A 24,108-nucleotide genomic window follows, 5' to 3' on the forward strand; every position below is an offset into this window, starting at 1 on the left:
GGGGGCGCGCGGGGGGGGGGGGCGGGGGGCGGGGGGGGGGGGGGCGGCCGGGGGGGGGGGGGGGCCCCCCCCCCGGCCCCGCCGGCCCCCGCACCGGCCGATCGGCTACCGTGCCGGGCATGGACCGCGCCGCCGACCGGCTGGAGCTGGTCGCCGACCCGGTACGGCGCACCGGACGCATGCTGCTCGCCGACGGCGTCGAACAGTCGTACGTCGACGTCGCCGATCCGTGTCACCTGCACTTCGACTACGTACGCCGGATGGCGTCGGTGGCGGACGCCGCGGCGCCGACGGGCGCGGCGCTGTCCGTGCTGCACCTCGGCGGTGGCGCGCTGACCCTGCCCCGCTACCTGGCCGCGACCCGGCCCGGCTCGGCGCAGCTGGTCGTGGAGCGCGACGAGGCGGTGGTGGAGCTGGTCACCGGTGGGTTGCCGCCGCTCGCCCCGGAGATCCACGTCGAGATCGCCGACGCGCGCGACGCGGTCGTCGCCGCCCCACCGGACTCGTACGACCTGGTGCTCGCCGACATCTACCGGGCGGCCCGGATGCCCCGGCACGTCCGCACGGTGGAGTTCGTGGCGGCGGCGGCCCGTACGCTGCGCCCGGACGGCATCTACCTGGTGAATCTGACCGACCTGCCGCCCCTGGTGTCCACCCGGGTGCAGGTCGCCACCCTGCGTGCCGTCTTCGCCGACGTCTGCCTGGTCGCCGACCGCCGGATGCTGCGCGGCCGGCGGTACGGCAACGTGGTGCTCGCGGCCGCGACCCGCCCCGGCCGGTTGCCGGTCGCCCGGATCACCACCGTCGCCCTGCGCGACCCGATCCCCGGCGTCGTGCTGCACGGGCCGGCCCTGGAACGGTTCATGGCCGGCGCCCGGCCCGCCACGGACGCCGACTAGGGTCGGTATCGGACATCGCCGCCTTTTCGGGTTTTTCCCGTCCGGATCGGGGTAGGCGCGGCGGATGTGTGACGCCGACGACCGGAGGACCGCCCGGCGGGCCCTGATCGTCATCGGCCTGTTGCTGGCCGCCACGATCGGCCTGGCGCTGGTGTACGCGACCCGCCGGGTCCTGATCTGGATCCTGATCGCGGCGTTCTTCGCGGTGGCCCTGAAGCCGCTGGTGGACCTGCTGCAGCGGCGGCTGGTCCGGCGCCGGGCCTTGGCCACGCTGCTCGTCTTCGTGGGCACCTTCGTGGTGCTGACCGCGCTGGCCGCGGTGATCGTCGTACCGCTGGTGGACGAGGTGATCAAGTTCGTCGACCACGCCCCGCAGCTGCTGCGGGAGACGAAGGCCGGGCGCGGTCCGATCGGCCGGCTGATGGAGCGCTTCGGGCTGCGGGAGTACCTGGTCAGCCACTCCGGCCAGCTGGCCCGGTATGGGGAGCGGCTGCGGCAGCCGGCGTTCGGGGTGCTGCGCGGCCTGGTGGAGACGGTCGCCGGGCTGGTCACGGTGATCGTGCTGGCGTACCTCATGGTGTTGGAGTCCCCGCGGATCACCGGGACGGTGCTCGCGGCGGCGGGCGAGCGCCGGGCGCGGCGGTGGCGGCGCATCGGCCACGAGATCTCCCGCACCGTCACCGGCTACCTGACCGGCAACGTGCTGATCAGCCTGATCTGCGGCCTGCTGACGTTCCTGGTGCTCCTGGTGACGGGTGTGCCGTTCGCCGCGGTGATCGCCCTGCTGGTGGCGATCGCCGACCTGATCCCGCTGGTCGGGGCCACCCTCGGCGCGGTCATCGCGGCCGTGGCCGGCTTCGTCCACTCCCCCACCGCGGGCATCGTGGTGCTGGTCTTCTTCGTGGTCTACCAGCAGTTCGAGAACCACGTGCTGCAGCCGATCGTCCTGTCCCGGGCGGTGCGGCTGAACCCGCTGACCGTGCTGGTGAGCCTGCTGCTCGCCGCGCAGCTGGCCGGCCTGGTCGGCGCGCTGCTGGCCATCCCCGCGGCGAGCATCGTGCAGATCCTGCTGCGCGAGTACGCCCCGCTGCGCCGCCCGCCCTCCCCCGGCTGACCGGCCAGCCGGCCGTCACCGGGTGCGGACGGGCATCTCCGGGGCGGTGCTCTCCAGCGGCACCGCGTTCGCCGGCACCAGGCCGAGCTGGACCGCCGGGCGGGTGAGGGCGGCGTCGAGCACCCAGTCCGCGCTCACCCGCGTCCGGTTGCCGGGCATGGCGAGCAGGTGGTAGCCGCGGGTGACCGCCTTGGCCGGCAGCCCGGCGAGGTTGACCTTGAGCGGGTTCGCGGCCGCGTCCTTGCCGCCGAGGTCGACGACCCAGCCCAGGTCGTGGTGCTTGTAGGTGCGGCGGCGCCCCTTGCCGTACGAGGCCGCGATGTTGTGGGCGACCAGCTTGCCCTGGCGCTGCGCGTGCTGGGCGGTCATCGCGCAGACCTGCCCCGGGTGGATCACGTCGGGCACCGCGGCCGCGTCGCCGCAGGCGTACACCTCGGGGAAGCCGGGGACGTTCAGGTACTCGTCGACCACCAGTCGGCCCCGCTCGGTGCGCAGGCCCAGCTCGGCGACGAACGGGTCCGGGCGCACGCCGACGCACCAGACCAGCGAGCAGGTCGGCACGTACTCGCCGTCGGTGAGCTTCACCCCGTCCGCGGTCGCCTCGGCCACCGAGGTACCCATCCGGACGTCGACGCCGCGCCGGTCCAGCACCCGGTGGGCGGTGTCGGACATCCGCTTGTCCAGCTCGGGCAGCACGCGGGGGGCCACGTCGAGCAGCATCCACTTGGGCCGCACGGTGAGCCGGGGCCGCTGGGCGTGCAGCGCGTCGGTGAACAGTTGGCCGTGCGCGGCCACCTCCGTGCCGGTGTAGCCGGCGCCGACCACGACGAAGGTGGCCCGGGCCTGCTGCTCGGCCGGATCCTCGGCCTGCTCGGCCAGCTCGATCTGCCGCACGATGTGGTCGTGCAGGTAGAGCGCCTCGGGCAGCCCACGGAAGCCGTGCGCGTACTCGGTCACGCCGGGGATGGGCAGGAGCTTGTTGACGCTGCCGACGGCCAGGACCAGCCGGTCGTACGCGATCCGGTTGCGGTCCCCCTCCGCCTGCGTGAAGCCCACCCAGCGGTTCTGCAGGTCCACCTCGTCGGCCTCACCGATCACCACGCGGACCCCGCGCAGGGTCCCGGTGAGCGGCACCGCGATGCGTTTCGGCTCGACCACCCCGGCCGCGACCTCCGGCAGCAGGGGCAGGTAGAGGAAGTAGTCGGTCGAGTTCAACACCACGATCTCGGCGCGGTTGCCGGCCAGCCGGCTCAACGTCTTCGCCGCGTGGTAACCGGCGAATCCGGCCCCCACGATCACCACACGAGGTTTCGTCATTGCGGACCCGTTCCCGTCCACACGCGGGACAAACGTGCGCCTGAGCCGGGGCGTCCTGCCGACCCGGATCACCAGCCTGCCCGGTAGGCTTCCGCCCCCCGGCAGTTGAGCGGAGCCCCCGCCCGGCGTGGCGGCGGCGGCCTCAGTTCGACGCGGTGATCGCCCATCGCTCGTGGTCGCGCCACGCCCCGTTGATGAACAGGTAGTCCGGCGAGAAGCCCTCCAGCCGGAAGCCGAGCTTGCGGGCCACCCGCCGCGACGGCTCGTTGCCCGGTTGGATGTTCGCTTCCAGCCGGTGCAGGCCGAGCACGGTGAACGCGTGCTCGATCGCCAGCCGGATGCCCTCCGAGGCGTGGCCGGTCCCGCTGTACGGCAGGAACGCGGCGTAGCCCAGGTAGCCGCCGCGCAGCGCGCCCAGCACGATCCCGCTGATGGTGGCGTAGCCGGCGATCGCGCCGCTGGCCCGGTCGCAGATGAGGTAGCCGGAGCCGTCCCGCCGACGGATCTTGCTCAGGTACGCGGCGAAGGCCTCGGGGGTGTCCGGGGCGGCGAGCCACGGGTGGTGCAGGTCGCGGCTGCGCGCGGCGGCGGCGAGGAACTCCGTCTCGTCGGTCGGGCGGGGTCGACGGATCGCGGCCAGTTCGCCGCTACGCAGGTATCGCACGGCGGACCACTCTCACCGGTGGCACGCGCGTTGTCAACGCGGTTGTCGGGCCGTCAGCCCTGGCCGAGCCACCGGCCGAGCCGGCGCAGGTTCCCGGTCGGGCCGCCGTCCGCCTCGGCGGCCGCGGTGCGGGCCGGCGCGTCGGCGTCCGCGTCGGGCAGGTCGGTGCTGGGCACCGCGAGCACGACGCCCCGCTCGCGGAGCTCCCGGATGGCGTCGCGGCACGCGAACAGGTCTCGGCGTCCGGGCGGCGGTGTCCGCACCACGACGCCGTGGAAGATGTCCTGCCCCTCGTCGGCGACCACCCGCGCGACCGCGCCGACCTGCGTGCCGTCGTCGAGGTAGACCGGCACCCGGTCGGCGAGCGCCAGGTACGAGATCTTCGCCCCGAGTCCGTCCACGACGTCAACGCTAGTCAGGAACCGTCGGCGTCGGGGCGGATCCGCCGATCCGCCCGGGCGGGCCACGATCGTCGGCCGGCCCGTCGCGTCCGCCGTGTCGGCCGCCCGGCTCAGAGCGGGCCGGGGTGCGGCTGGTCGAGCGGCATCGGCACCTGGAGGTACGTCGTGCCGCGCAGGTCCAGCCGGGCCCAGCCGGGCGAGCGGACGAGCCGCAGCATGACCGCCTCGCAGTTCGGGCAGCGCCCGATCAGCCCCGGGGCGTGCGAGTAGACGTGCAGCGCCGCCATCGGGCCGTCCGCGCCGCAGTGCTCGCACCGGCCGGTGGCCGCGCTGAGGTCGACGGCGAACAGCTCCCGCAGCGGGCCGTCGAGCATGTTGCCGTCCAGGTAGGACATGTCAGTCATGGTGTCTCCTCGGCGGTCAGCCGGTCGGACCGAACCGTTCGGTCTTCACCCGCCGAGGCTGGTGGCCCAGCCCGACGAGCAGGTCGGCCACGGTTTCGACGAACCCGGTGGGGCCGCAGACGTAGTTGAGCGGCTCCAGGTCGGCCGGCCAGCCGTGGGTGTTGACGTCGGCCAGCCCGATGCGGTGCGGCTCTCCCCGCCAACCCTCCGGGGCCTGCCGGGTGTAGAGGTAGGCCACGTCCAGGCCCGGGTCGTCGCGGCCGCGCCGGCGCAGCTCCTCGGCGTAGATCACGTCGTCGGGGGTGCGGACGGAGTAGAGCAGCCGGAACGGGGTCATGCTGCCGGCTGCCCGGCGGGCCCGCACGATCGCCATCAGCGGCACGATGCCCGAGCCCCCGCCGACCAGCAGCACGGGGGCGGTCTCCTGCGGACGCCAGACGAACCAGCCGCCGATCGGGCCACGGATCTCCACGGGGTCACCGACGGCGTACGTGTCGATGAGGTAAGGCGACACCTCGCCGTCGGCCACCCGCTGGACGGTCACCTCGACGCGCGGCCCACCGGGGCCGTCCACCACGGGCCCGGCGAGCGAGTACGAGCGGGCGGCCTGGTAGCCGTCGGGCGCGGTGAGCCGGATGTCCACGTGCTGGCCGGGCAGGTGCCCGGGCCAGTCCGACACCTCCAGCACCAGGGTCTGCGCCGTCGGGGTCTCCACCCGGCGCTCGATCAGCCGGGCGACGCGCCACGTCAGCGGCGCCCGGGCGGGTGCCGTCGCCACGCGCTCAGTCACCCTGGTACCGCTGCTCACGCCACGGGTCGCCGTAGTCGTGGTAGCCCGCGGTCTCCCAGAAGCCCTGCCGGTCGCTGGTCATCAGCCGCAGGCCGCGCACCCACTTGGCCGACTTCCAGAAGTAGAGGTGGGGCACCAGCAGCCGGGCCGGGCCGCCGTGTTCGGGCGGCAGGTCGCCGCCCTCGAAGGTGTGCGCCACCCAGGCCCGCCCGCCGCGCAGGTCGTCCAGCGGGAGGTTGGTGGTGTAGCCGCCGTACGAGTGGGCGAGCACGTAGCCGGCGTCGGTCTCGATGCCCTCCAGCAGGGTGTCCAGCGAGACGCCCTGCCAGTTGGTGCCCAGCTTCGACCAGCGCGTCACACAGTGGATGTCGACGTGCGGCGTCTCCTGCGGCAGGGCCATCAGCTCCGACCACGACCACCGGTACTCCGCGCCGGTCTCGGTGGTGATGACGAACTCCCAGGTGTCCAGCGGGACCCGGGGCGTCGGGCCGGCGGAGAGCACCGGGAAGTCCTGGGTCAGGTACTGCCCCGGCGGCAGCGACGGCTCGGACGACCGGGGCCGACCCTGGAAGCCTGGCGACACGATTCCCACCCGTCAGTCGTACCACCTCGAGACGTGAGACGGGATCATTCCCACGTACGTGGTGGTGGCCGGGCGTGGCGCCGTCGCGTGCCGGCGGGGCCGGCACGCGACACGGTGGCGGTCACCGCCGCTCGGTGACGACCTCGCGCTCCTCGGGGACGGCGTTGCGGGTGGCGCGCAGGCTGGTGAGCGTGACGACCACGAGGATGCCGATGATGACGCCGAGCGACGCCAGGGTCGGGATCTCCGGGACGCCTTTCCAGATGCCGTGCGCCCAGTGCAGGCCGAGCTTGACGCCGATGAAGGCGAGGATGATCGCCAGGCCGTAGCTGAGGTGGACCAGCCGGCTGAGCGCGGCGTGCAGGACGAAGTAGAGGGCGCGCAGGCCGAGCAGGGCGAACGCGTTCGTGGCGAAGACCAGGTACGGGTCCTCGGTGATGCCGTAGACGGCCGGCACCGAGTCGACCGCGAAGACCACGTCGGTGGCGAGGACGGCCACGACCACGAGCGCGAACGGGGTGAGCGTGCGGCGGCCGGCCTCCCGGATCGTCATCCGCGTGCCGTGGTAGTCGTCGGTGACCGGCATGAACCGGCGCAGCAGCCGCACTGAGCGCATCGTGTTGATGTCGACCTCCTGCTGGTGACCCGAGAGGGCGTCACGCAGCAGCTTCACGGCGGTGGCGATGAGGATGACGGCGAAGAGCAGGAACGCGAAGTCGAGCGTCTCCAGGGCCGCCGCGCCGAGCGCGATGAACACGGCCCGCAGCACGAGCGCGCCGGCGATGCCGTAGAGCAGGACCCGCTGGGCGTACGCCGCCGGCACCGCGAACGCGGCCAGCAGCAGCATGAAGACGAAGAGGTTGTCGACGGAGAGCGACTTCTCGACCAGGTAACCGGTCAGGTACTGCACGCCGAGCTCGGACCCGTAGCGGTTCCACACCCAGGCCCCGAAGGCCAGCGGCAGGGCGATGTAGAACGCGGACCAGCCGAGCGCCTCGCGCAGCGACACCTCGTGCGGGCGTCGGGTGACGAGGAAATCCAGCACCAGCAGCGCGATCACGCCGGCGATCGTCACGCCCCACAGGGTGGGGGTGCCGACCGTCGTCAGCTCCGCCGCCGACAGGTACGACAACTCGGTCATGGGACCTCCTCGAACACCGTGTCATGTTCGAGGTCTCCTTCACCCACTTTCGTGGGCAACCACCCGAGGCGTGCCCGGCACGCCGTACTGACCGGAATGGTTCGTGGGAAGTACTCCCCTCGCAGCGACAAGGTTAGGTCAGGCTCGATCGGCGCGCCAGGCGGGGGCGGCCGGCGCGTCGATGGTTGCCCAGGTCAACAACGGTGCGGATGGCGCGACGGGCGGCCGGGACCGCGCCCGCACGGGCCACGGACGTCGGTCAGCCGCGGCGCAGCGTCGCCCCCGGGGCCATCGCCGGTTCCACCATCTCCCGGTAGTCCCGGGGCAGTTGGGTCACGACGTCGTCGAACTCGCCGCCGCTGACGGCCTCGCGCAACGTGGTGAAGACCGCGCGGGCCGCGTCCCGGGCGGCTGGTTCCGTCACCCCGGCGCGCTGGGCGACCCGGGCGACGAACTCGGCGGCCCCGAACCGCTGCGCCGATTCGTCACCGGGGGCCGGTTTCACCACGACCTGCAGCGGCCTGGGCAGCTGAGCGGCCAGGTCCAGCATCTCGCCACCGGTCAGCCGCTCGGCCAGCGTCTGCAGAACAGCCCGGGTCAGCGCGACCCCCTGCTCCGGGGACGTCCGCGTCCGTTGGGTCACCTGGTCGACGAAGGTGTCGTAGTTCATCCCGTGCTCCTCCGGCTGCGTCGGAGCCTGCGCGTACCCGGGGCGTCCCGGTGGAAACGGGCGGCGGCCGGTCCACGTGGCGCGGCATTTCCTTCGCCGTGGCGGGCGTGACCGGCCGGTAGTGGGGTAACCGCCGCCGGTCGTGACCGGATTCGATGCCGCGAGGAGCCGACACCATGGCGAGCTACGCCGACGTCCTGCAGTACCTGTCGAGCCTGGACTACCCGGCCGGCAAGGACGACGTGATCCGGGAGGCCGAACGGGAGGGCGCCCCGCCGGACGTGCTGCGCGCGTTGCGGAAGCTGCCGCCGGTGGACTACGCGAACGGCACCGAGGTGGCCCGCTCCGCGGGCATCGACGCCGCACCTGAGCTCAGCCCGTCACAGCGCGCCGCGCAGGCCCGTGAGCGGCGCCCCCGGGTGTCACAGCACCTACGCGGCATCTGAGCGGTGACGCCCGGGCCCGAGGGCGGGGCCGACGGCGCGGAACCCGACGAGCACGCGCAGCGGCGGGCGGCGGCCCGGGAGGCGGCGAGCCGCCCACCGGACGGGCACACGCCGGCGGTCGTCCAGATCGCGGTCGTCGCGGTGGTGGGCGTCGTCGTCGCGACCGTCTTCGGGTTCCTCGTCTCGCCGCCGCACGCCCCGCTCGTCGGGTGGGACGTCGCGGCGGTGACCTGGCTGGCCATCGTGTGGCGCAAGATCTGGCCGCTCGACGCGATCCGGACCGCCCGGTTGGCCGTGTACGAGGACCCCAACCGCGCGATCCGCGACGTGGTGCTGATCGTCGCCTGCCTGGCCAGCCTGGTCGCCGTTCTCCTGGTGATCGGCAGCGCCGACAACGTGCCGAGAGGCCCGATGCGGGACCTGTACGGCGGGTGGGGCGTGCTCAACGTGCTGCTGTCGTGGGTGGTGGTGCACACCGTGTTCGCGGCCCGCTACGCCCGCGTCTACTACACCGGACCGGACGGCGGGGTGGACTTCCACCAGCCGGACCCACCGTGCTACGTGGACTTCGCGTACCTGGCGTTCACCGTCGGGGCCACCTTCCAGGTGGCGGACACCGACCTCACCAGCGGGGAGATGCGCCGGACGGTGCTGTCACACGCGATGGTGTCGTACCTGTTCGGCGCGTTCGTCATCGCGGCGACGGTGAACCTGGTGGCCGGGCTGACCTGAGTCGGTGGCCGGGCGGGCGCCCCGGGACGCGAACCGCGACCGGGGCGCCGCACCGACACCGACCTGGTGGTCGGCACGGCCCGAACCGGGCCTCGACCACCAGGCGGTTGTACGCCCGAACCGGGCGGGCATCACTGCCGCGATCATCGTACATCGCGACATCATCCGAACGGTCAGGAAGCACGAGACTGTAAGCCAGTACACGTCCGACCGATCGGATTCTCACCGCAGCGTGTTCACCTCATCACCTCGGCGTAACGTTTCTCCAGATCCACCCGCGCGAGCGCGCCGACCAGCCAGGCGAGCCGCTCCGACTCGCCGCTGCCGGCCAGCCCGGCCAGGTCACCGGCGGACCGTCCGAGCCCGAGCCGCCGCGCGGCGGTCAGCGCCCGCCGGTCCGCGACCGGCGCCACCTCCCGCCACAGAGCCTGCGCCTCCCGCAGGAACAACTCGACCGCCTGCCCGTCCACGCCGGGCAGTTCGTTGAGCAGTTGCCGCTCCTGGGACGGGTCGTAGTGCGCCTTCGCGCGCAACCGGCGCAGGTCGCCCCGGTACTGGTCGACGACGGTCCGGGCGAGGTCGCCCAGCGTGCTGGCCAGCGCGTCCACGTCGCCGCGCTGACCCGACTCGCGCAACACGCGTGCCCGCGTCTCGTGCAGCGAGCGGGCCAGCCGCGCGGCGCTGTCCCAGCCCTGCTCCCGCAGCGCCCGGGCGCTGTCCACGGCGCGCCGGAAGTCGCCCCGGCGGGCCAGCAGAACCGACAGGTAGAGCACCTGGAACAGGCTCGACGGGTTGTTGGTGACCGGGAAGCCGTACTGTTCGGCGAAGCCTCGCCCGCTGCCGGCGAGCCGGCGTACCAGGCGCTTCTTGTCCTCGATGCTGGAGATCGCAGTAGTCGGCATGCCCGCGACTACCCGTGCCACCAGCGGTCACACCGCCGACCGGCGGGCGGCGCGGCGTGGCCCGGGCCCGGCCGCGCTATCCGCGCAGCCCGCCCGTCCGGTCACGGGCCTTCAGCCGGGTGGTGGGCAGCGCCGGGGCGGGCAGCGGCGGCGCGGCATCGTCGGCGACGACGCCGAACCGACGACCGGCCATCCAGTCCTCCCGGGCGGCGGCCACCTCGTCGTGCGAGCGGCCCACGAAGTTCCACCACATGACCAGCGGCTCCTCGAACGGCGCGCCGCCGAGCAGCAGCAGCCGGCTTCCCGGACCGCCGCTGAGGGTGAGCCGGCCGCGTCCGGTGCCGAGGTAGAGCAACGCGCCGGGCTCGACCGTCACCCCGTCGACGGCGGCGGAACCGGACATGGCCAGCAGCCCGTACTCGAAGTCGGGACGCAACGGCAGGTCGACCGGCTCCGGGCCGCCCAGTTCCAGCTGCGCGCCGACCAGCGGCGTGTGTACCACCGCCGGCGACCGCTCGCCGCCGATCTCGCCGACCAGCAGCGTGACGTCCAGCTGGCCGTCGCGCCAGCGGGGCAGGTCGGCGTGGTGGGCGAAGTCGGCGGCGCCGGCGCGCGCCGGGTCCGGCAGCGCCACCCAGAGCTGAACGCCGTGCATCAGCGGCGGGTGCGGCTGCGGAGACCGCTCCGAGTGGGCGATGCCGTGCCCGGAGGTCATCACGTTGAGCTGGCCGGGTCGGATCGGCTGAACGTTGCCCAGGCTGTCCCGGTGCAGGATCTCCCCGTCCAGCAGCCAGGTCACCGTCTGCAGGCCGGTGTGCGGGTGGGGCGGCACCTCCATGCCGGGACGCTCGGCCACGTCGTCGGGCCCGAAGTGGTCCACGAAGCACCAGGCGCCGACCATCCGGCGGGTGCGCTGCGGCAGCAGCCGCCGCACCGTCGTGTACCGCCCCAGCGGCACGTCGTGACCGGGCAACAGCACGCTGCCGGATTCCTCGGCGGCCATCCCGGCCGGCAGGGTCTGCGCCGGCATCGACTCGGTACGCTCCACGGCCCGACTGTACGTTCCCACCCTCCCCCGGGCGGAGCGTTCCGCACGTGGTTGTGCCCCGCGACACCGGTCACCGGGCGCGGGTGACCGAGGGATCCCGCCGGACACGGACGGGTCGGCGCCCGCCGGAGTGCAGCTCCGACGGGCGCCGACCGTCAAACATCCGGGCCGGGCCCGGGATGGTGCCGTGTCAGTGCGACGAGCCCATTCCCAGCCGCTGGCGACGACGCCAGGCCAGGGTCAGCAGCAGCAGCACCGCACCCGCGCCGACCAGGCCGCCACCGAGCTTCATCGGGGTGCCGATGCTGTCACCGGTGACGGGCAGCGGCGGCTGGGGCCGGTCCAGGACCCGCAGCTGGGTCTCCGCCGTCCGGTCCGACTCGCGGCCGGTCGCGACGAAGGTCAGCAGCCCGGTGACGGACGGCTTGTAGCTGCGGCTGAACTCACCGGCGCCGTTGGTACGCGCCGTGAAGCGCAGCGGCGCCGCCGCCTGGAACGCCACCGGTGCCATGGCGACGGTGCTGCCGTCGCTGCGGCGGGCGGTGCCCGCCGCCGGCGCGGCCAGCGGCTGGACCGAGACGACGATGTCGACCGTCTCGTTGGGACCGAAGCCCCGGCCGCGCAGGGTGACCGTCTCGCCGAGCGTGATGCTCGGCCGGCTCACGGTCAGGGACGGGAGTACGGGCGTGTACGGCGGTGGCTGGGGCGTGTCCGTGACGCTCGGCGACGGCTGCGGCTGTGCCGCCCCCGCTGCGGTCGGCACGGCCACCACGGCCAGGCCGACCGTGAGCGCCATGATGATGCGGGATAGCCGCATGATTGGTTCCCTCCTACTGGTCACAGCTTGGTGCGGTTTCAACTTGGGTGGTCCACGGGGTGGCCGTGGGGGTTAGCCAAAGCTCGGCCTGTCCGGTCCCGGTCTTCTTTCCGGTGAGGACGGTGACCTCCAACGTCCGGCTCGCGCCGGGCCCGATCTCGACGTTCGCCGTGGCGACCTGTCGATTGCGTTCGGTGCCACTGCCCAGCGCCGTCTCCGCCCCGTCGAGCCGGGCGTCGACCACCGTCCCGCCGGTCGGGCTGAACACCGACACCAAGGTGCGGGCGGTGTACGGGTCTCCCGCCTGGGCGAGGCCGACGACCGACTTGCTGAGCCCGGACGTCGGCGCCGTCGAGTGCAGGGTCACCCGCAACCGGAGCTCGCGGCGGCCGTCGGGCCGGCACTCGCCGACCGTCAGCGTCGCCGCCGGCCGCAGGTAGTAGCCGAGCTTCGCGCCGCTGCCGTCGTTGAGGAAGACGCCGACCGTCGGCACGGTGTCCTGTTCCGGAAGCGCACCGGCCATTCGGCTGTCGCCGAGCGTCCGCTGTTCCTCCGGTCGGGCACTCCAGAACAATATCCGTCGTTCCTCCACAGCACGGGCGAATACGGACAACAACACCCTTGAGTCGACATTCTTCTTAAACAGGGTGTCGAAGACCGACGCCGCCGACGCCGCGAAGAACGCGTCCTGCTCACGGGTGTCGAGACGTTGGTAGGTCTCGTTGAGCAGCGTCCGCACCGCCGTGTCGCTGGCGAGCCGCACGCCACCGGGCACCTGCACCGGGCCGGTGGCCTTGAGCAGGTAGGACAGCACCACCGGATCGACCGCCAGCACGCCGTCGACCTTGGTGCCGGTCTTGCGGCGGAACATCTCGCGGTACAACGACGCGGCGGTCGGGAAGTGCGGGGTCAGGTTCACGTCGGCGGGGTAGATCCCCGGCAGGTCGGTCCAGAGCGCCCGGACCTCCTTCGGCAGCGACAGGGGCGGGGTGAACCTCCCGAGCGAGGAACTGCTGCCCTGCTTCCCCATCCGCACCTGGCCCTTGTCGGCCTCGATCAGCGCGTACGCGCCGATCATGCCGCCGGTGGCGCGCAGCTCCGCGGGGTTCTGCGACACCAGCAGGTAGGTGCGCTTGCCGTCGGCACCGAGCAGCGGCGGCAGCAGCCGGGCACCCTGGTCGACCGCCGCGGTCAGGTCGGCGAGCTGGTCGAGTTCGCCACGCAGGCTGGTGACGGCCTGCCGGACCTGGCTGACCAGGTCGTCGGCGCGGACGGCGGCGAGGTCGCGACGGGCCCGTTGGACGACGTCGTCGACCGCGGCGAGGTCGGCGGACACGGTCCGCAGCCGGCCCACGTCCAGGCGGCCGCCGGTCGGCACCAGGCTGGCCAGGTCGGCGCGGAGCAGCGTCGGGAAGGCCTGCCGGGCGAGGTCGTCGACGGCGACCGCGATCTGGCGTACGGCGCCGAGGTTCTCCCCGGCGAACGGGGTCCGACGACCGACCGACCAACCGGGGTCGGCGGTCGCGGACCGGGCCGCGGCGGACTGCTCCTGGAGCGCGGCGAGTGTGCGCTGGGCCCGCTCGTGGTCACCACCGACCACCTGTGTGCTGAGTTCCCGGGCCAGGCCGGCGGCGTTGAGCAGGTGGGCGCGGGCCTGCCAGCCCCGGAACCCGACCCAGCCGCCGGCGACCAGCAGCAGGGACGTGACAACCAGCCCGCCGAGCAGCGCGCGCCGCAGACGGGCCCGCCGACGCCGACGGGAGCGGCTGCGCCGCCTACTCGGTCGTACGCTCTCCGTCACGCCACACCCCGTTCCAAGAATCGGACAGAAGGCCCCATACCTTCGCTGTTCTAACACCCGAAACAGGAAATCGTGACGTTATGGCGAATCTGGGTTGATAATCGAAGGTTCTTCACGCGCATCGCGCGTGCGTGAGCGGGACTGCTCAGCGGGCGACGGCCGGACGTGCGGCGTCGTGCAGCAACCGCTCGATCCGGTCCACCCCGGCGGCCTGCGACATCTCCCGCAGGTACGCCTCCCGACCCCGCCGGCCCATCTCGCCGCGCGCCGACGACGGGATGGTGGCCGCCAGCCAGAACCGGTCGGCGAGGCTGGCCCAGTCCTCGGGCGGGCAGGAGAGCCCCGCCCGCGCCCGCTCCACCAGCTCGGCGGTGTCACCACCGGCCGAGGCGACCACCGGGGCGGCACAGGACAGCGCCGCCTGCAGCTTGCCGGGCACGGTCCCGCGCAGCTCGGGTAGGTCGCGCAGCATCACGAGCTGGTAGTCGGCGGCGGCGTACAGGTCGGGCATGTCCACCGGCGAGCGCCGCTCGACGAACCGGACGTTGTCGGCCCGCAGCTCGGCGGCGAGCCCCCGCACCCGCCGCTCGTCCGCGCCCGAGCCGACCAGGACCAGGTCCATGGTGCGATCCAGGGCCGCCGCCGCGCGTACGGCGGTCTCCAGTCCGTGCCGGGCGCCCATGGTGCCCGCGTGCATCACGACGCAGCGGTCGTCCCGGCGGACCAGCCGGCGGGCGGCCGGGCTCGGCCGCACCGGCTGGAAGATCCGCTCGTCGGTCCAGTTCAGCACCACCGACACCGCCGCCGGATCCGCGCCCGCCGCGACCGCCAGGTCCCGCATCGACGGGGCGACCACCGCGATCCGGTCGGCGGCCCGGAAGACCCGGCTCGTCGCCGAGCCGAGCCGCGCCGCCCACCGGGCGTCACCGCCGGTCGCCTCCTGCGGCCACAGGTCCTGCACGTGCAGCACGGTCGGCACCCGGCCGAGCAACCGCAGCACCCCGGCGGCCGCGAAGCTGGTGGCCGGCAACTGGAACACGTAGAGGGCGTCGACACCGGCGAAGAACCGCCGCGCGACGAGCGACGCGCTGCCGGCGAACGACAGGTAGCTGGTCATCCGGGCCCGGCCGGAGCCGTCGCCGCCCGAGTAGCGGGGCACCCGGCGCACGGTCAGCCGCTCGCTGCGCGTCTCGTACCGCCACCGCTGCCGCCAGCCCGGGTAGACCTGCCCGCCCGGATAGTCCGGGAAGCCGGTGAGCACCCGGACCTCGTGTCCCCGGGCGGCCAACTCCTCGGCGAGGCTGCCGGGGATGAACGCCGGTTCCGGCGGAAAGTGGTACGACAGGATTCCGATCTTCATCCCGCGTCCACCGCCGTCCGGCCCGTCCGCACCGGCGCGGCAGGGCGGCTCCCGCCCGCCCGGTCCGCGTACGATGCGGTCAACCCCTCCGCGTCCGGCCGCGACCGCCGGCGCTCCGCCGTCGCGGCGAGCCCACCCGCGACCGCACCGACGAGAGGGATCCAGATGACCGACCGGGTGCTGTTCGTCTGCCACGCCAACCTGTGCCGGTCGCCGATGGCCGAGTACCTCGCGCGCCGGCTGCTCGCCGACCGACCGGTCACCGTGGCCAGCGCCGGGACCGACGCGATGGAAGGGCTGCCCATGCACCCGTACGCGGCGGACGTCGCCGCGGAGACCGGCGCCGACCCGACGGACTTCCGCAGCCGGCGGCTGCGCCCGGAGCATCTGGTCGGTGCCACGCTGGTGCTGACCGCGACCCGACGGCAGCGGTCGGTGTGCACCGCGCTCGCTCCGGCCGTGCTGCACCGCACCTTCACCCTGCGGCAGTTCGGGCGCCTCGCCGACGCGGCGGAGCCACTGGAGGACCCGGCCGCTGACCCGCTGCGGGCAGCCGTCGAGGCCGCCGCCCGCGCCCGGGGGCGGTTGCAACCCGCCACCCCCGGCGCGGACGACCTGCGGGACCCGATCGGCGGCACCGCCGCCGACTTCCGACGCTGCGCCGAGGAGATCGAACGGTCCATGCGATCCCTCGCCGCGCTCATCGGGGCAGCCGGGTGAGTTCCTGCGTACGGTCGCTGACACCGTTCAGCTGGCCGCCTGCGGCGTGCCGGGGCGTGGCGGTGCCGTCGCTGTGCGCGGCCGAGCTCTCCGCCGCGGCGACCACCCGGTAGGCCTCGTACTGGTACGCCTCCGCCTTCGGCATCTTGGCCATGTTCAGGACGCAGCCGAGCAGTCGGACCGACACCGCGTGCAACGCGCGGGCGGCCGCGGCCACCTGCGCCCGCGAGGTGCGACCCTGCTGGCTGACGAGCAGCGCGCCGTCGGCCTGCACCGCGACCACCACACCGTCGGTCACCGCGAGCAGCGGCGCGGTGTCGATGATGACGATGTCCGCCGACTCCCGCAGGGCCAGCAGCAGATCCGCCATCGCCTTCGAGCCGAGCAGCTCGCTCGGGTTGGGCGGCGCCGACCCGCTGGGCAGCACGAGCAGCGACTTGTCGCCCCAGCGCTGCACCACGTCGCCCACCTGGACGTCACCGACCAGCACGTCGGTCAGGCCGACACCGGCGTCGATGCCCAGGTAGTCGTCGACCTTCGGCCGCCGCAGGTCGGCGTCGACCAGCAGCACCCGCCAGCCCGCCTCGGCAAGCGCGATCGCCAGGTTGCAGGAGAGGGTGGTCTTCCCCTCGCCCTGCAGCGCGCTGGTGACCGCGATGACGCGGGCCGGCTCGTGCACGTCGACGAAGCGCAGGTTCGTCCGCAGCTTCCGGACCGCCTCCGCGCGGGACGAGGTGGCGGCTTCACCGACGATGAGCGGCGCGGACCGGGCCCCGCTCTCGTACGGGATCTCGCCGAGCAGCGGACTGCCGGTGGCCCGTTGCAGGCCGGCGGCGTCGCGGAGCCGGATGTCGGCCACTCCGCGCAGGATGGCCAGCCCGACGCCGAGCACCAGGCCGAGCAGCCCGCCGAGCACGAGGTTGCGCACCGGCTGCGGGGAGACCGGCTGGGAGCTGACCCGCGGCCCGCTCACCACCTCGATCTTGAGGGGGGCCTTCCCGTCCGGTGGGGTTTCGATCTTCTGCACGAGTTCGACGAACTTGGCCGCGAGGGTCTCGGTCACCCTGAGCGCCCGGGTCTGGTCGGTGTCGGTCACCTTCGCCTCGAGCAGCACCGTGCCCGTCTCGACGGAGGTGCTGACCCGCCGCTGCACCTCGTCGGCGGTCAGGCCGACGTTGTTCTCGGCGACCACCGTCTGCGCGAGGCGGTCGCTGGTCAGCAGGTCGGCGTACGACTTGACGCGCTGCTGGAGGAAGAGGCCGCCCTGGTAGGCGTCCGTCACCCCCTGGTTGGGCGTGGTGACGAAGAAGGTCACCGAGGCGACATAGCGGGGTTGTGCCCGGACGGTGAGGAACGCGCTGACACCCAGGGCCACCATGACAGTGACCAGCACGACCCACCAGTGCCGGCGTACGTGGCGGAGTTGGCGGAGCAGGTCCATCAGGCGGGCCTCCGCGCCAGGACGGTAACGCCAAAGAACTTCACAAAAACCCCCAAGGTCGTCTTCAAACTCGTGAAACCATTAAAGCCGCTCATGGGACTTATGTCCGGAGTTATGTGTTTTCGACGGTGAACGGCGGCACCCGAATTACCAACCAGGCGAACCGGCATTCGGCAGCGGTGTCACGGCGGAAAAGTGCGAGCGTCCGGGCCGGCCGAGCGTTCCGGCTGACCACACCACCCGGTGGGGGCGTGGCGGCACCATCCCGGATGTTGTTCCCTCGGCCCACGCCGGAAACGACACCGTCACCGACGTCGCGCGGATGACGACCGCGACGCGGACCTCGGTGCGGGGTGGGCCGGCCGCGCGCCGGGGGCGTCGCAACGCGTCCGCCCCCGGCGCGTCGGGTGGCCGGTGTCAGCGGCGGTTCTCCTCCGCGTGCCCGTCGTCGGTCTCCTCGTAGATCGCCTCGCTGACCGATTCGGTGATGTCGTCGCCCGGGACCGCCACCTCCTCGGCGCGGTCCTGTTCGTCGGCCTGACCCTTGGGTGGGGGCTCCGGCAGGGTCGGGTCGCCGGCGAAGCCGTACTCGTTCGGTTCGTCGTGCTTCCTCATCTGGGCGTCCTTCCGTTTTCTCCCGATTCGCCTGCTACCGCCAACCGTATGTGGTCTTCCCCGCAGGACGGCGGCGATTGTCGGCGCGACCCCGGCCATCCCGAGGCCAGCGAGACCCAGAGCAGCTGGCGCAGGGCGATCACCGCCGCGGCGGTCAGCAGATCCGCCCAGCTCCGGTGCGTGGCGAGCCGCAGCAGTCCGACGGCGATCAGCAGGTCCAGCAGCACGCGTACGGCCGTGCGTCCCCGCCCGGTGGTGACGAGCACGGCCGCGGCGGCGAGCAGGGACAGGGCGGTGGCCACCGTCACCAGCACGGTGGTCACCCCTCCCCCTCCCCGGCGCTCACCTGCCGCTTCTCCTGGCGGATCTCCCGGCCGAGGAAGTAGTTCAACGCCGTCCGGATCGTGGCGATCGCGGCCAACTGGCCGATCTGGTCGAACGTCGGCGACACCGCCGTGCGCAGGATGTCCGCCGCGAGCTGGAACTCCAGGCCGAGGGTGAGGAAGCGGCCCAGCGAGAGCCGGATCGGGGTGAAGACGGCGGCAGTGCGGTGACGCACTCCCTCGATCACGAACCGCGTCGCCGCCCAGACCGCACCGGCGAAGATGATCAGAGCGCCGGCCACCTCCACCACGGCGACCAGCACCTGGTCGCCGTGGCGCAGGACTTCCTCGACGCCCACCCGCCGCCGTTACCCGGCAACGGCGGGGGTAGTCGGCGATCAGGTCAGCTCGACCACGGACTCCAGGATCAGCCACAGGCCGGAGACAGCGAACAGCACGGCCGCGCCGTACTTGATGGCCTTCTCGGGAAGTCGGCGGCCGAGCAGCCGACCGACCAGGATGGCGAGCGCGTCCGCGGCGACCATGCCGATCGTCGAGCCGAGCCAGGTGCCGAACCAGCCGTGCTGCGTGGCCAGCGTGATGGTGGCGAGCATCGTCTTGTCGCCCAGTTCGGCGAGGAAGAACGCGATCCCGACGGTGAGGATCGCCGACGTGCTGGCCTTCTCCGCCTTGCGGCGCTCCTCCTCGGTGAGGGAGTCACCGCGCAGCGTCCAGGCGGCGAAACCGAGGAAGGCGAGGCCCGCGACCAGCGAGATCCACTCGGTCGGCAGCACCGCGCCGAGCCCGACGCCGATGGCCACCGACGCGAGGTGCACCACGGCGGTGGCGATGGTGATGCCGATGAGCACCGGCACCGGCTTGAACCTCGTGGCGAAGGCCAACGCCATCAATTGGCTCTTGTCGCCCAGCTCGGCGACGAAGATGACGCCGAAGCTGATCACCAGCGCGGCGAGGAATCCCTCCATGACAACCTTCCGGATCAGGCCGGGAAGAGGGAAAGAGGCGCCCTCGACCCGGCTGTGACAGCCTGAGTCGAAGGTCTCGCCCGCCCCGCGGAGCGGGGCCGTGTGGCCGGGTGCGAGAGAGCACCAGTATGTCGACCACGACGTTGGGGGCTACTCCCCTTCGCGTTCACGAGCCTATCCGATCACCACGGCACCGGCGTCCGAGGGTGCGCGGCGGCACCCGGCAGACGGGCCGGCGGGGTCAGGTGGCGCGGGCCAGCGTGACGCCGAACAGCCGCTCGGGGTCGGTCCAGAACATCTCGACCGTGAACCCGGCGGCGCCCAGCTCGGCGGCGGCGCCCTCCGGCCGGAACTTGGCCGAGATCTCGGTGCGCAGCTCCTCGCCGGCGGCGAAGGAGACGTCCAGCCCGAGATCGGGCACCTGGACCGACATCGTCCGGTCGGCCCGCAGCCGCATCTCGATCCACTCGTGTGCCGCGTCCCAGCGGGCGACGTGGGTGAAGGCCTCCGGGTCGAAGTCGGCACCCAACTCCCGGTTGACCACCCGCAGCACGTTGCGGTTGAACTCCGCGGTCACCCCCGCCGCGTCGTCGTACGCGGGCACGACGACGGACGGGTCCTTGACCAGGTCGGTGCCGACCAGGAGCCAGTCACCGGACTCCAGGGCGGCGCGCATCGAGGTGAGGAAGGCTGCCCGCTCGGCGGGGAGCAGGTTGCCGATCGTGCCGCCCAGGAACAGCACCAGCCGGCGTCCCCCGGTGGGAAGCCGGTCGAGATGCCGGGTGAAGTCCCCGACGATGCCGCGTACACGCAGCCCGGGGTAGTCGGTGGCGATCTGGGCCGTGGAGGCGCGCAACGCGCTGGCCGAGACGTCCAGCGGGACGAAGGTGCCCAGCCCGCCCCGGCGGCTGAACGCGTCCAGCAGCAGGCGGGTCTTCTCCGACGAGCCGGAGCCCAGCTCGATGAGGGTCTTCGCGCGGGTCAGGTCGGCGATCGCCGGTGCCTCGGCGGCGAGCACGGTGCGTTCGGCCCGGGTCGGGTAGTACTCGGGCAGCCGGGTGATCTCCTCGAAGAGCTCACTGCCCCGGGCGTCGTAGAACCACTTGGGCGGCAGCCACTTCGGGTCCGCGGTCAGCCCGACCCGGACGTCGTCGCGCAACCCTCGGGCCAGGTCCTGCTCCTCGAGGTGGATCTCCAATGGCTCGGCGCTCATCAGGTACTTCCCTTCGTCGGATGGTCCCTGTTCCCACCGTCGGCTGCTTGTCACCCCCGCCCGCTCGGGTGCTGTCACCCCCGTTCGAGCGGGCGCAGCCGCACCCGGTCGGCGGTCGCGGTGACGAGGTGGGCGTCCGGCGTCGCGCGCCAGTCGGGGTCGTCGTCGTGCGGCTCGGACGCCACCAGCACCGCGTCGGGCCCCTGCCGGACCGACAACGCGTGCCCGAGCACGGTGGCGATCACCGTGTGGCCGTCGGTGAGCAGCACGTTGAGCCGGGAGCCCGGGGCGGCGGCGGCCACCGCGCGGACCGTGTCGGCCACCGCGTCGGCCGGGTCCTCCCCGGCCCGCAGCCGGTGCCGTACCAGCGCCCAGAGCAACGCGGAATCCGTGGCGGCGTCCATCGTGAGCAGGTCCCGCACGGGCAGGTCGGCGGCGAGCGGCACGATCGAGTCGGGCCAGCCCCGGATGACGCCGTTGTGGCTGAACAGCCAGCGCCCCTCGGCGAAGGGCGCGGCGGCCTCGTCGAGCACGGCCATGCCCACGGTGGCGGAGCGGACGGCGGCGAGCACCGCACCCGTCGAGGTGACGGTGGCGAGTTGGGCGATGGTGGGGTCGGTCCAGATCGGTTGGGCCCGCCGGTAGCGGACCGGCGGCCCGTCCCCCGGGTACCACCCGATGCCGAACCCGTCGGCGTTGATGGTGCCCCCGCCGCGCATGTCACGAGGTGCCCAGGACTGCCGAACCAACGAGTAGGGCGGCTCGAACAGCAGCTCCGCCAGGGTGACCGGTGGCCCCAGGTAGGCCAGGTGGCGGCACATCAGGCGGCGCCTGCGGTGGCCGGAGCACCGCAGGCCGGCCCGGCCGGGGTCACGGCCGCGCCCGGGACGCCGGTGGAGGCGAGCGTCACGGCCGCGACTCCTCGGGCCGGGCGTCGCGGGCGCAGCGGAAACCACTGAAGATCTGCCGGCGGATCGGGTAGTCCCAGTTGCGGAACGTGCCCCGGCAGGCCGCCCGGTCGGTGCCGAACGACCCCCCGCGCAGCACCCGGTGGTCGTCGCCGAAGAAGACCTCGGAGTATTCCCGGTAGGGGAACGCGGTGAAGCCCGGGTGGCCCCGGAACGCGGTCGACGTCCACTCCCAGACGTCACCGATCATCTGGTGCACGCCCAGCGGTGAGGCTCCGGCCGGATAGGCGCCGACCGGGGCGGGCCACAGGTGCCGCTGCCCGAGATTGGCGTGGTCGGCGGTGGGGTCGTCGTCACCCCACGGGTAGCGGCGGGACCGACCGGTCACCGGGTCCCACCGGGCGGCCTTCTCCCACTCCGCCTCGGTGGGCAGCCGCTTGCCCGCCCACGCCGCATAGGCCTGCGCCTCGTGCCAGGAGACGTGCACGACCGGCTCGTCGTCGCGGACCGGCGCCCACCGGCCGAATCGGCGGTAGGCCCAGCCGTCGCCGTCGCGCCGCCAGTGCATCGGCGCGGTCAGGTCGGCCTCGACCCGGTGCGCCCAGCCCGCCGCGCTCCACCACCGCGGATCGTCGTAGCCGCCCTCCGCGATGAACCGCCGATAGTCGCCGTTGGTGACCGGGGCCGCGTCGATGACGTACGCGGGCAGGTCGACCCGGTGCGCCGGACGCTCGTTGTCCAGCGCCCACGGATCCGTGTCGGTGCCCATCGTGAACGGTCCCGCCGGGATCAGCACCTCGGCACCGACCGTGGCCCGCGGCTCGGGCGGCGGCGGCGCGTGCAGCACGGCCGGCCCGGACCGCAGCTGGTGGGTGGCGAGCATCGTCTCGTCATGCTGCTGCTCGTGCTGCACGATCATTCCGAAGGCGAAGCCGTCGGCGACCAGTGGCCGCTCGCCGAACCGGACGGTGTCGAGCAGGTCGTAGACCTTGTCGCGGACGCTCCCCACGTAGGCGCGCGCCTCGCCCGGCGCCAGCAGCGGCAACGCGGGCCGGTCCTTGCGGGGCTGCTTGAACGCGTCGTAGAGGTCGTCGATGTCCTGCCGGACCGGGTCGCGGCCGCCGACGTCGCGGACCAGCCAGAGCTCCTCCTGGTTGCCGACGTGGGCGAGATCCCACACCAGCGGGGACATCAGAGGTGAGTGCTGACGCATCAGGTCGGCGTCGTCGACCGCGTCGGTGAGCAGGGCCGTGCGGGCGCGGGTGCGGTCCAGCTCCGCCGCGATGAGGTCGCGCAGCTGCTCCGCGCCGCGCGCGTGGGACGTGTCGGTCACCGGTCTCCCCTCTCCGCGACGGCACGCCGCCGCCGTAGGCCTCGATGGATCTCGTCGTGCAGGTCGGTTGGCAGGTCGAGCCGCGGCAGCGCCGCGAGCGCCAGGTCCAGGAGCTGGGCCGCCGCGGCGGCGAGCGCCGGATCGGCGAGACCACGGCGGGCCGCCGCGTGCCAGCGGTGCGCCACGGGCGCGCTGACGACGTACGCGGCGTGCAGGGTCGCCGGGTCGGCGAACAGGGCGGCCAGCACCGCCAGCGGGATCGTCCAGCCCCGGCCGGGCTGCGCGTCCAGGTAGCGGAGTTCGAGGTAGCCGCGCGGCCGCACCGGCGGGAACAGGGTGCTGACGTGGTAGTCGAGGTCGTCGGTGGTGGGCGGCTGGGGCAGGGCGCCGGCCAGCCAGTCGCCGAAGGTGACGCCGGGCGGCGGCGTCCAGTCCGCCCCCGGGCGGCGCAGGCAGAGCAGGGGCGCGGCGAGGACGTAGCGGACCCAGGCCGCCGTCGGGTCCTCGTCGGGCCGTCGCGGGGACCAGACGGGGCCCGTCCGGGAGGGGTCGATGGCGAGCCAGGCGGCCATCCGGGCGGAGGCCCAGCCGGTGGGCCGGCCGGCGTGCCGGTCGGCGGTGGCGAACGCCGCGAGCAGCGGGGGCCCGACCGCGTGTGCGACGGCCCAGCGCAGCGCCACCTGGTCCGGCTCGCCCGCGTCGAGGCAGACCTGCAGACCGGCGGTGGCGTCCATCATCGTGCGCCCGGCCTGGCCACGCCCGTCGAAGGCCCGGCGCATGGCCCGGTAGCGCGGGGTGTGCAGGACGGGGCGCGGCTCGCGGTGCGCATCGATGCCGGAGTGGCCGAGGGTGAGGCCGGCTTGCCCGAGCAGGGCGGTCAACTCGGCGATGTCCGCGCCGGTGGCGCGGACGAGCGCGGCGACCGAGGTGCGGGGCGGGGTGGAGACCTCGACCTGCCCGCCCGGCTCCAGGGTGACGGCGCTGCCGTGGCCCAACGGATCGGCGGGGCTGGTGGGAATCAGGGTGGTGGGGCTGTGCCGCCCCAGCGCCGCACGCAACCGGCCGGCGTCGATCGGCCGGGCGGGATCGGCGGCGTCGTGCACGGTCCATTCGAGTTCGACGCCCATCCGCGTCGGGGGGCCGGTCTTGAAGCAGATGCCGGCGAGATAGCTGGCGGCGGCCGCCGACTCGCGCAGGATCGTGGCTCGCTCCAGCCCGGGTGACGTCACCATCCGATGCCCCCTCCCGTGCCCGCCTCCGGACACCGTGCCACCGTAACGCCGCCCTCCGACACTCCCGGCCGGCGTCCGACACACCATTCCCTGTCTAACAGACGAATTTCCTTCGCCCGACAAGAACGGTCAGCGCGCTTCCGACCAGTCCAGGGCGCGGTTCGCGTCTGCGGGCGCGGGCCACCACTCCGCCGCCCGGCCGGAACGGTCAGCCCGCTCCCGACCCAGTGGCGGGTCGCGCCTGCGGG

Annotated in this window: 27 protein-coding genes; 5 read left to right on the plus strand and 22 right to left on the minus strand. The window is 73.4% G+C overall.

Annotated elements, in window-relative coordinates:
- The first annotated feature begins 119 nt into the window (after positions 1-119).
- Positions 120-899 (plus strand): spermidine synthase, encoded by a 780-nt coding sequence (locus tag ACIBTV_RS21885; protein WP_396707513.1) that lies wholly within the window; start codon positions 120-122, stop codon positions 897-899.
- A gap of 64 nt (positions 900-963) precedes the next feature.
- Entirely contained in the window at positions 964-2,013 is a 1,050-nt protein-coding gene (locus ACIBTV_RS21890; protein ID WP_396707515.1) for an AI-2E family transporter, read from the plus strand.
- Between the two features lie 15 nt (positions 2,014-2,028).
- Here ACIBTV_RS21890 and ACIBTV_RS21895 read toward each other — a convergent pair whose 3' ends face one another.
- The 8 genes from ACIBTV_RS21895 to ACIBTV_RS21930 form a co-directional block, all read right to left on the minus strand.
- Positions 2,029-3,330: an NAD(P)/FAD-dependent oxidoreductase gene (locus ACIBTV_RS21895; RefSeq protein ID WP_396707517.1), complete on the minus strand. Its 1,302-nt coding sequence runs from the start codon at positions 3,328-3,330 to the stop codon at positions 2,029-2,031.
- Between the two features lie 142 nt (positions 3,331-3,472).
- Entirely contained in the window at positions 3,473-3,994 is a 522-nt protein-coding gene (locus ACIBTV_RS21900) for a GNAT family N-acetyltransferase (protein ID WP_396707518.1), read from the minus strand.
- A 53-nt stretch (positions 3,995-4,047) separates the two neighbouring features.
- A complete protein-coding gene (locus ACIBTV_RS21905) occupies positions 4,048-4,395 on the minus strand; it encodes a hypothetical protein (RefSeq protein ID WP_396707520.1) in 348 nt (115 codons plus the stop codon).
- 110 nt (positions 4,396-4,505) lie between these two features.
- Entirely contained in the window at positions 4,506-4,799 is a 294-nt protein-coding gene (locus ACIBTV_RS21910; RefSeq protein ID WP_396707522.1) for a DUF6510 family protein, read from the minus strand.
- Between the two features lie 16 nt (positions 4,800-4,815).
- Positions 4,816-5,577 (minus strand): ferredoxin reductase, encoded by a 762-nt coding sequence (locus tag ACIBTV_RS21915; protein WP_396707629.1) that lies wholly within the window; start codon positions 5,575-5,577, stop codon positions 4,816-4,818.
- Positions 5,578-5,581: 4 nt separating this feature from the next.
- Entirely contained in the window at positions 5,582-6,172 is a 591-nt protein-coding gene (locus tag ACIBTV_RS21920; protein WP_396707524.1) for a sulfite oxidase-like oxidoreductase, read from the minus strand.
- A 121-nt stretch (positions 6,173-6,293) separates the two neighbouring features.
- A complete protein-coding gene (locus tag ACIBTV_RS21925; RefSeq protein ID WP_396707526.1) occupies positions 6,294-7,313 on the minus strand; it encodes a TerC/Alx family metal homeostasis membrane protein in 1,020 nt (339 codons plus the stop codon).
- Positions 7,314-7,572: 259 nt separating this feature from the next.
- The gene (locus tag ACIBTV_RS21930; RefSeq protein WP_396707528.1) at positions 7,573-7,983 is read right to left on the minus strand and encodes a DUF2267 domain-containing protein; all 411 of its coding nucleotides are present in this window, start codon (positions 7,981-7,983) and stop codon (positions 7,573-7,575) included.
- Between the two features lie 176 nt (positions 7,984-8,159).
- On the opposite strand from ACIBTV_RS21930, the gene ACIBTV_RS21935 reads away from it, so the two are divergent.
- Together ACIBTV_RS21935 and ACIBTV_RS21940 are read left to right on the plus strand one after the other, a co-directional pair.
- The gene (locus ACIBTV_RS21935; protein WP_396707530.1) at positions 8,160-8,429 is read left to right on the plus strand and encodes a DUF2795 domain-containing protein; all 270 of its coding nucleotides are present in this window, start codon (positions 8,160-8,162) and stop codon (positions 8,427-8,429) included.
- Positions 8,430-8,432: 3 nt separating this feature from the next.
- Positions 8,433-9,161, plus strand: a complete 729-nt coding sequence (locus tag ACIBTV_RS21940) for a DUF1345 domain-containing protein (RefSeq protein ID WP_396707532.1) — start codon at positions 8,433-8,435, stop codon at positions 9,159-9,161.
- Between the two features lie 236 nt (positions 9,162-9,397).
- On the opposite strand, the gene ACIBTV_RS21945 is transcribed toward ACIBTV_RS21940, so the two are convergent.
- From ACIBTV_RS21945 to ACIBTV_RS21965, 5 genes are all read right to left on the minus strand, one after another.
- Positions 9,398-10,063 carry a hypothetical protein gene (locus tag ACIBTV_RS21945; RefSeq protein WP_396707534.1) on the minus strand — a complete coding sequence of 222 codons (666 nt, stop codon included), beginning with the start codon at positions 10,061-10,063 and terminating at the stop codon, positions 9,398-9,400.
- A gap of 76 nt (positions 10,064-10,139) precedes the next feature.
- A complete protein-coding gene (locus tag ACIBTV_RS21950) occupies positions 10,140-11,111 on the minus strand; it encodes a pirin family protein (protein WP_396707535.1) in 972 nt (323 codons plus the stop codon).
- 190 nt (positions 11,112-11,301) lie between these two features.
- Positions 11,302-11,928, minus strand: a complete 627-nt coding sequence (locus ACIBTV_RS21955) for a hypothetical protein (protein WP_396707537.1) — start codon at positions 11,926-11,928, stop codon at positions 11,302-11,304.
- 13 nt (positions 11,929-11,941) lie between these two features.
- A complete protein-coding gene (locus ACIBTV_RS21960) occupies positions 11,942-13,729 on the minus strand; it encodes a DUF4012 domain-containing protein (RefSeq protein ID WP_396707539.1) in 1,788 nt (595 codons plus the stop codon).
- A 145-nt stretch (positions 13,730-13,874) separates the two neighbouring features.
- On the minus strand, positions 13,875-15,089 hold the full coding sequence (locus ACIBTV_RS21965; RefSeq protein ID WP_396707541.1) for a glycosyltransferase family 4 protein: 1,215 nt from the start codon (positions 15,087-15,089) through the stop codon (positions 13,875-13,877).
- A gap of 165 nt (positions 15,090-15,254) precedes the next feature.
- Here ACIBTV_RS21965 and ACIBTV_RS21970 point away from each other — a divergent pair, with 165 nt between their 5' ends.
- A complete protein-coding gene (locus tag ACIBTV_RS21970; RefSeq protein WP_396707542.1) occupies positions 15,255-15,809 on the plus strand; it encodes a low molecular weight phosphatase family protein in 555 nt (184 codons plus the stop codon).
- Here the strand turns inward: ACIBTV_RS21970 and ACIBTV_RS21975 are convergent.
- The 9 genes from ACIBTV_RS21975 to egtA form a co-directional block, all read right to left on the minus strand.
- Positions 15,790-17,250 (minus strand): polysaccharide biosynthesis tyrosine autokinase, encoded by a 1,461-nt coding sequence (locus ACIBTV_RS21975; protein ID WP_396707543.1) that lies wholly within the window; start codon positions 17,248-17,250, stop codon positions 15,790-15,792. The genes ACIBTV_RS21970 and ACIBTV_RS21975 overlap by 20 nt on opposite strands.
- Positions 17,251-17,667: 417 nt before the next feature.
- Entirely contained in the window at positions 17,668-17,865 is a 198-nt protein-coding gene (locus ACIBTV_RS21980; RefSeq protein WP_091589373.1) for a hypothetical protein, read from the minus strand.
- Positions 17,862-18,188, minus strand: coding sequence for a hypothetical protein (locus tag ACIBTV_RS21985; RefSeq protein ID WP_396707546.1), 327 nt, complete (start codon positions 18,186-18,188; stop codon positions 17,862-17,864). The genes ACIBTV_RS21980 and ACIBTV_RS21985 overlap by 4 nt, the downstream gene beginning before the upstream one ends.
- A complete protein-coding gene (locus ACIBTV_RS21990) occupies positions 18,185-18,547 on the minus strand; it encodes a DUF1622 domain-containing protein (RefSeq protein ID WP_396707548.1) in 363 nt (120 codons plus the stop codon). The genes ACIBTV_RS21985 and ACIBTV_RS21990 overlap by 4 nt, the downstream gene beginning before the upstream one ends.
- Before the next feature lie 39 nt (positions 18,548-18,586).
- A complete protein-coding gene (locus ACIBTV_RS21995) occupies positions 18,587-19,174 on the minus strand; it encodes a TMEM165/GDT1 family protein (RefSeq protein ID WP_396707550.1) in 588 nt (195 codons plus the stop codon).
- A gap of 241 nt (positions 19,175-19,415) precedes the next feature.
- Positions 19,416-20,387 (minus strand): L-histidine N(alpha)-methyltransferase, encoded by a 972-nt coding sequence (egtD, locus tag ACIBTV_RS22000; RefSeq protein ID WP_396707552.1) that lies wholly within the window; start codon positions 20,385-20,387, stop codon positions 19,416-19,418.
- Between the two features lie 74 nt (positions 20,388-20,461).
- Positions 20,462-21,208 (minus strand): ergothioneine biosynthesis protein EgtC, encoded by a 747-nt coding sequence (gene egtC / locus ACIBTV_RS22005; protein WP_396707553.1) that lies wholly within the window; start codon positions 21,206-21,208, stop codon positions 20,462-20,464.
- Positions 21,209-21,293: 85 nt separating this feature from the next.
- Positions 21,294-22,628 carry an ergothioneine biosynthesis protein EgtB gene (gene egtB / locus ACIBTV_RS22010; protein ID WP_396707555.1) on the minus strand — a complete coding sequence of 445 codons (1,335 nt, stop codon included), beginning with the start codon at positions 22,626-22,628 and terminating at the stop codon, positions 21,294-21,296.
- Positions 22,625-23,860, minus strand: a complete 1,236-nt coding sequence (gene egtA / locus ACIBTV_RS22015; RefSeq protein ID WP_396707557.1) for an ergothioneine biosynthesis glutamate--cysteine ligase EgtA — start codon at positions 23,858-23,860, stop codon at positions 22,625-22,627. The genes egtB and egtA overlap by 4 nt, the downstream gene beginning before the upstream one ends.
- Positions 23,861-24,108: the final 248 nt, after the last annotated feature.

The organism is Micromonospora sp. NPDC049366 (assembly GCF_044466625.1).
Taxonomy (GTDB): Bacteria; Actinomycetota; Actinomycetes; order Mycobacteriales; family Micromonosporaceae; genus Micromonospora.

Excerpts from the sequence above, each read along its gene's own strand:
- ACIBTV_RS21995 (WP_396707550.1), bottom strand. The coding sequence starts at position 19,174 with ATGGAGGGATTCCTCGCCGCGCTGGTGATCAGCTTCGGCGTCATCTTC.
- ACIBTV_RS21955 (WP_396707537.1), bottom strand. The coding sequence starts at position 11,928 with ATGCGGCTATCCCGCATCATCATGGCGCTCACGGTCGGCCTGGCCGTG.
- ACIBTV_RS21980 (WP_091589373.1), bottom strand. The coding sequence starts at position 17,865 with ATGAGGAAGCACGACGAACCGAACGAGTACGGCTTCGCCGGCGACCCG.
- ACIBTV_RS21885 (WP_396707513.1), top strand. The coding sequence starts at position 120 with ATGGACCGCGCCGCCGACCGGCTGGAGCTGGTCGCCGACCCGGTACGG.
- egtC (WP_396707553.1), bottom strand. The coding sequence starts at position 21,208 with ATGTGCCGCCACCTGGCCTACCTGGGGCCACCGGTCACCCTGGCGGAG.
- ACIBTV_RS21965 (WP_396707541.1), bottom strand. The coding sequence starts at position 15,089 with ATGAAGATCGGAATCCTGTCGTACCACTTTCCGCCGGAACCGGCGTTC.
- egtD (WP_396707552.1), bottom strand. The coding sequence starts at position 20,387 with ATGAGCGCCGAGCCATTGGAGATCCACCTCGAGGAGCAGGACCTGGCC.
- ACIBTV_RS21970 (WP_396707542.1), top strand. The coding sequence starts at position 15,255 with ATGACCGACCGGGTGCTGTTCGTCTGCCACGCCAACCTGTGCCGGTCG.
- ACIBTV_RS21935 (WP_396707530.1), top strand. The coding sequence starts at position 8,160 with ATGGCGAGCTACGCCGACGTCCTGCAGTACCTGTCGAGCCTGGACTAC.
- ACIBTV_RS21910 (WP_396707522.1), bottom strand. The coding sequence starts at position 4,799 with ATGACTGACATGTCCTACCTGGACGGCAACATGCTCGACGGCCCGCTG.
- ACIBTV_RS21890 (WP_396707515.1), top strand. The coding sequence starts at position 964 with ATGTGTGACGCCGACGACCGGAGGACCGCCCGGCGGGCCCTGATCGTC.
- ACIBTV_RS21930 (WP_396707528.1), bottom strand. The coding sequence starts at position 7,983 with ATGAACTACGACACCTTCGTCGACCAGGTGACCCAACGGACGCGGACG.
- ACIBTV_RS21975 (WP_396707543.1), bottom strand. The coding sequence starts at position 17,250 with ATGGACCTGCTCCGCCAACTCCGCCACGTACGCCGGCACTGGTGGGTC.
- ACIBTV_RS21925 (WP_396707526.1), bottom strand. The coding sequence starts at position 7,313 with ATGACCGAGTTGTCGTACCTGTCGGCGGCGGAGCTGACGACGGTCGGC.
- egtA (WP_396707557.1), bottom strand. The coding sequence starts at position 23,860 with ATGGTGACGTCACCCGGGCTGGAGCGAGCCACGATCCTGCGCGAGTCG.
- ACIBTV_RS21945 (WP_396707534.1), bottom strand. The coding sequence starts at position 10,063 with ATGCCGACTACTGCGATCTCCAGCATCGAGGACAAGAAGCGCCTGGTA.
- ACIBTV_RS21895 (WP_396707517.1), bottom strand. The coding sequence starts at position 3,330 with ATGACGAAACCTCGTGTGGTGATCGTGGGGGCCGGATTCGCCGGTTAC.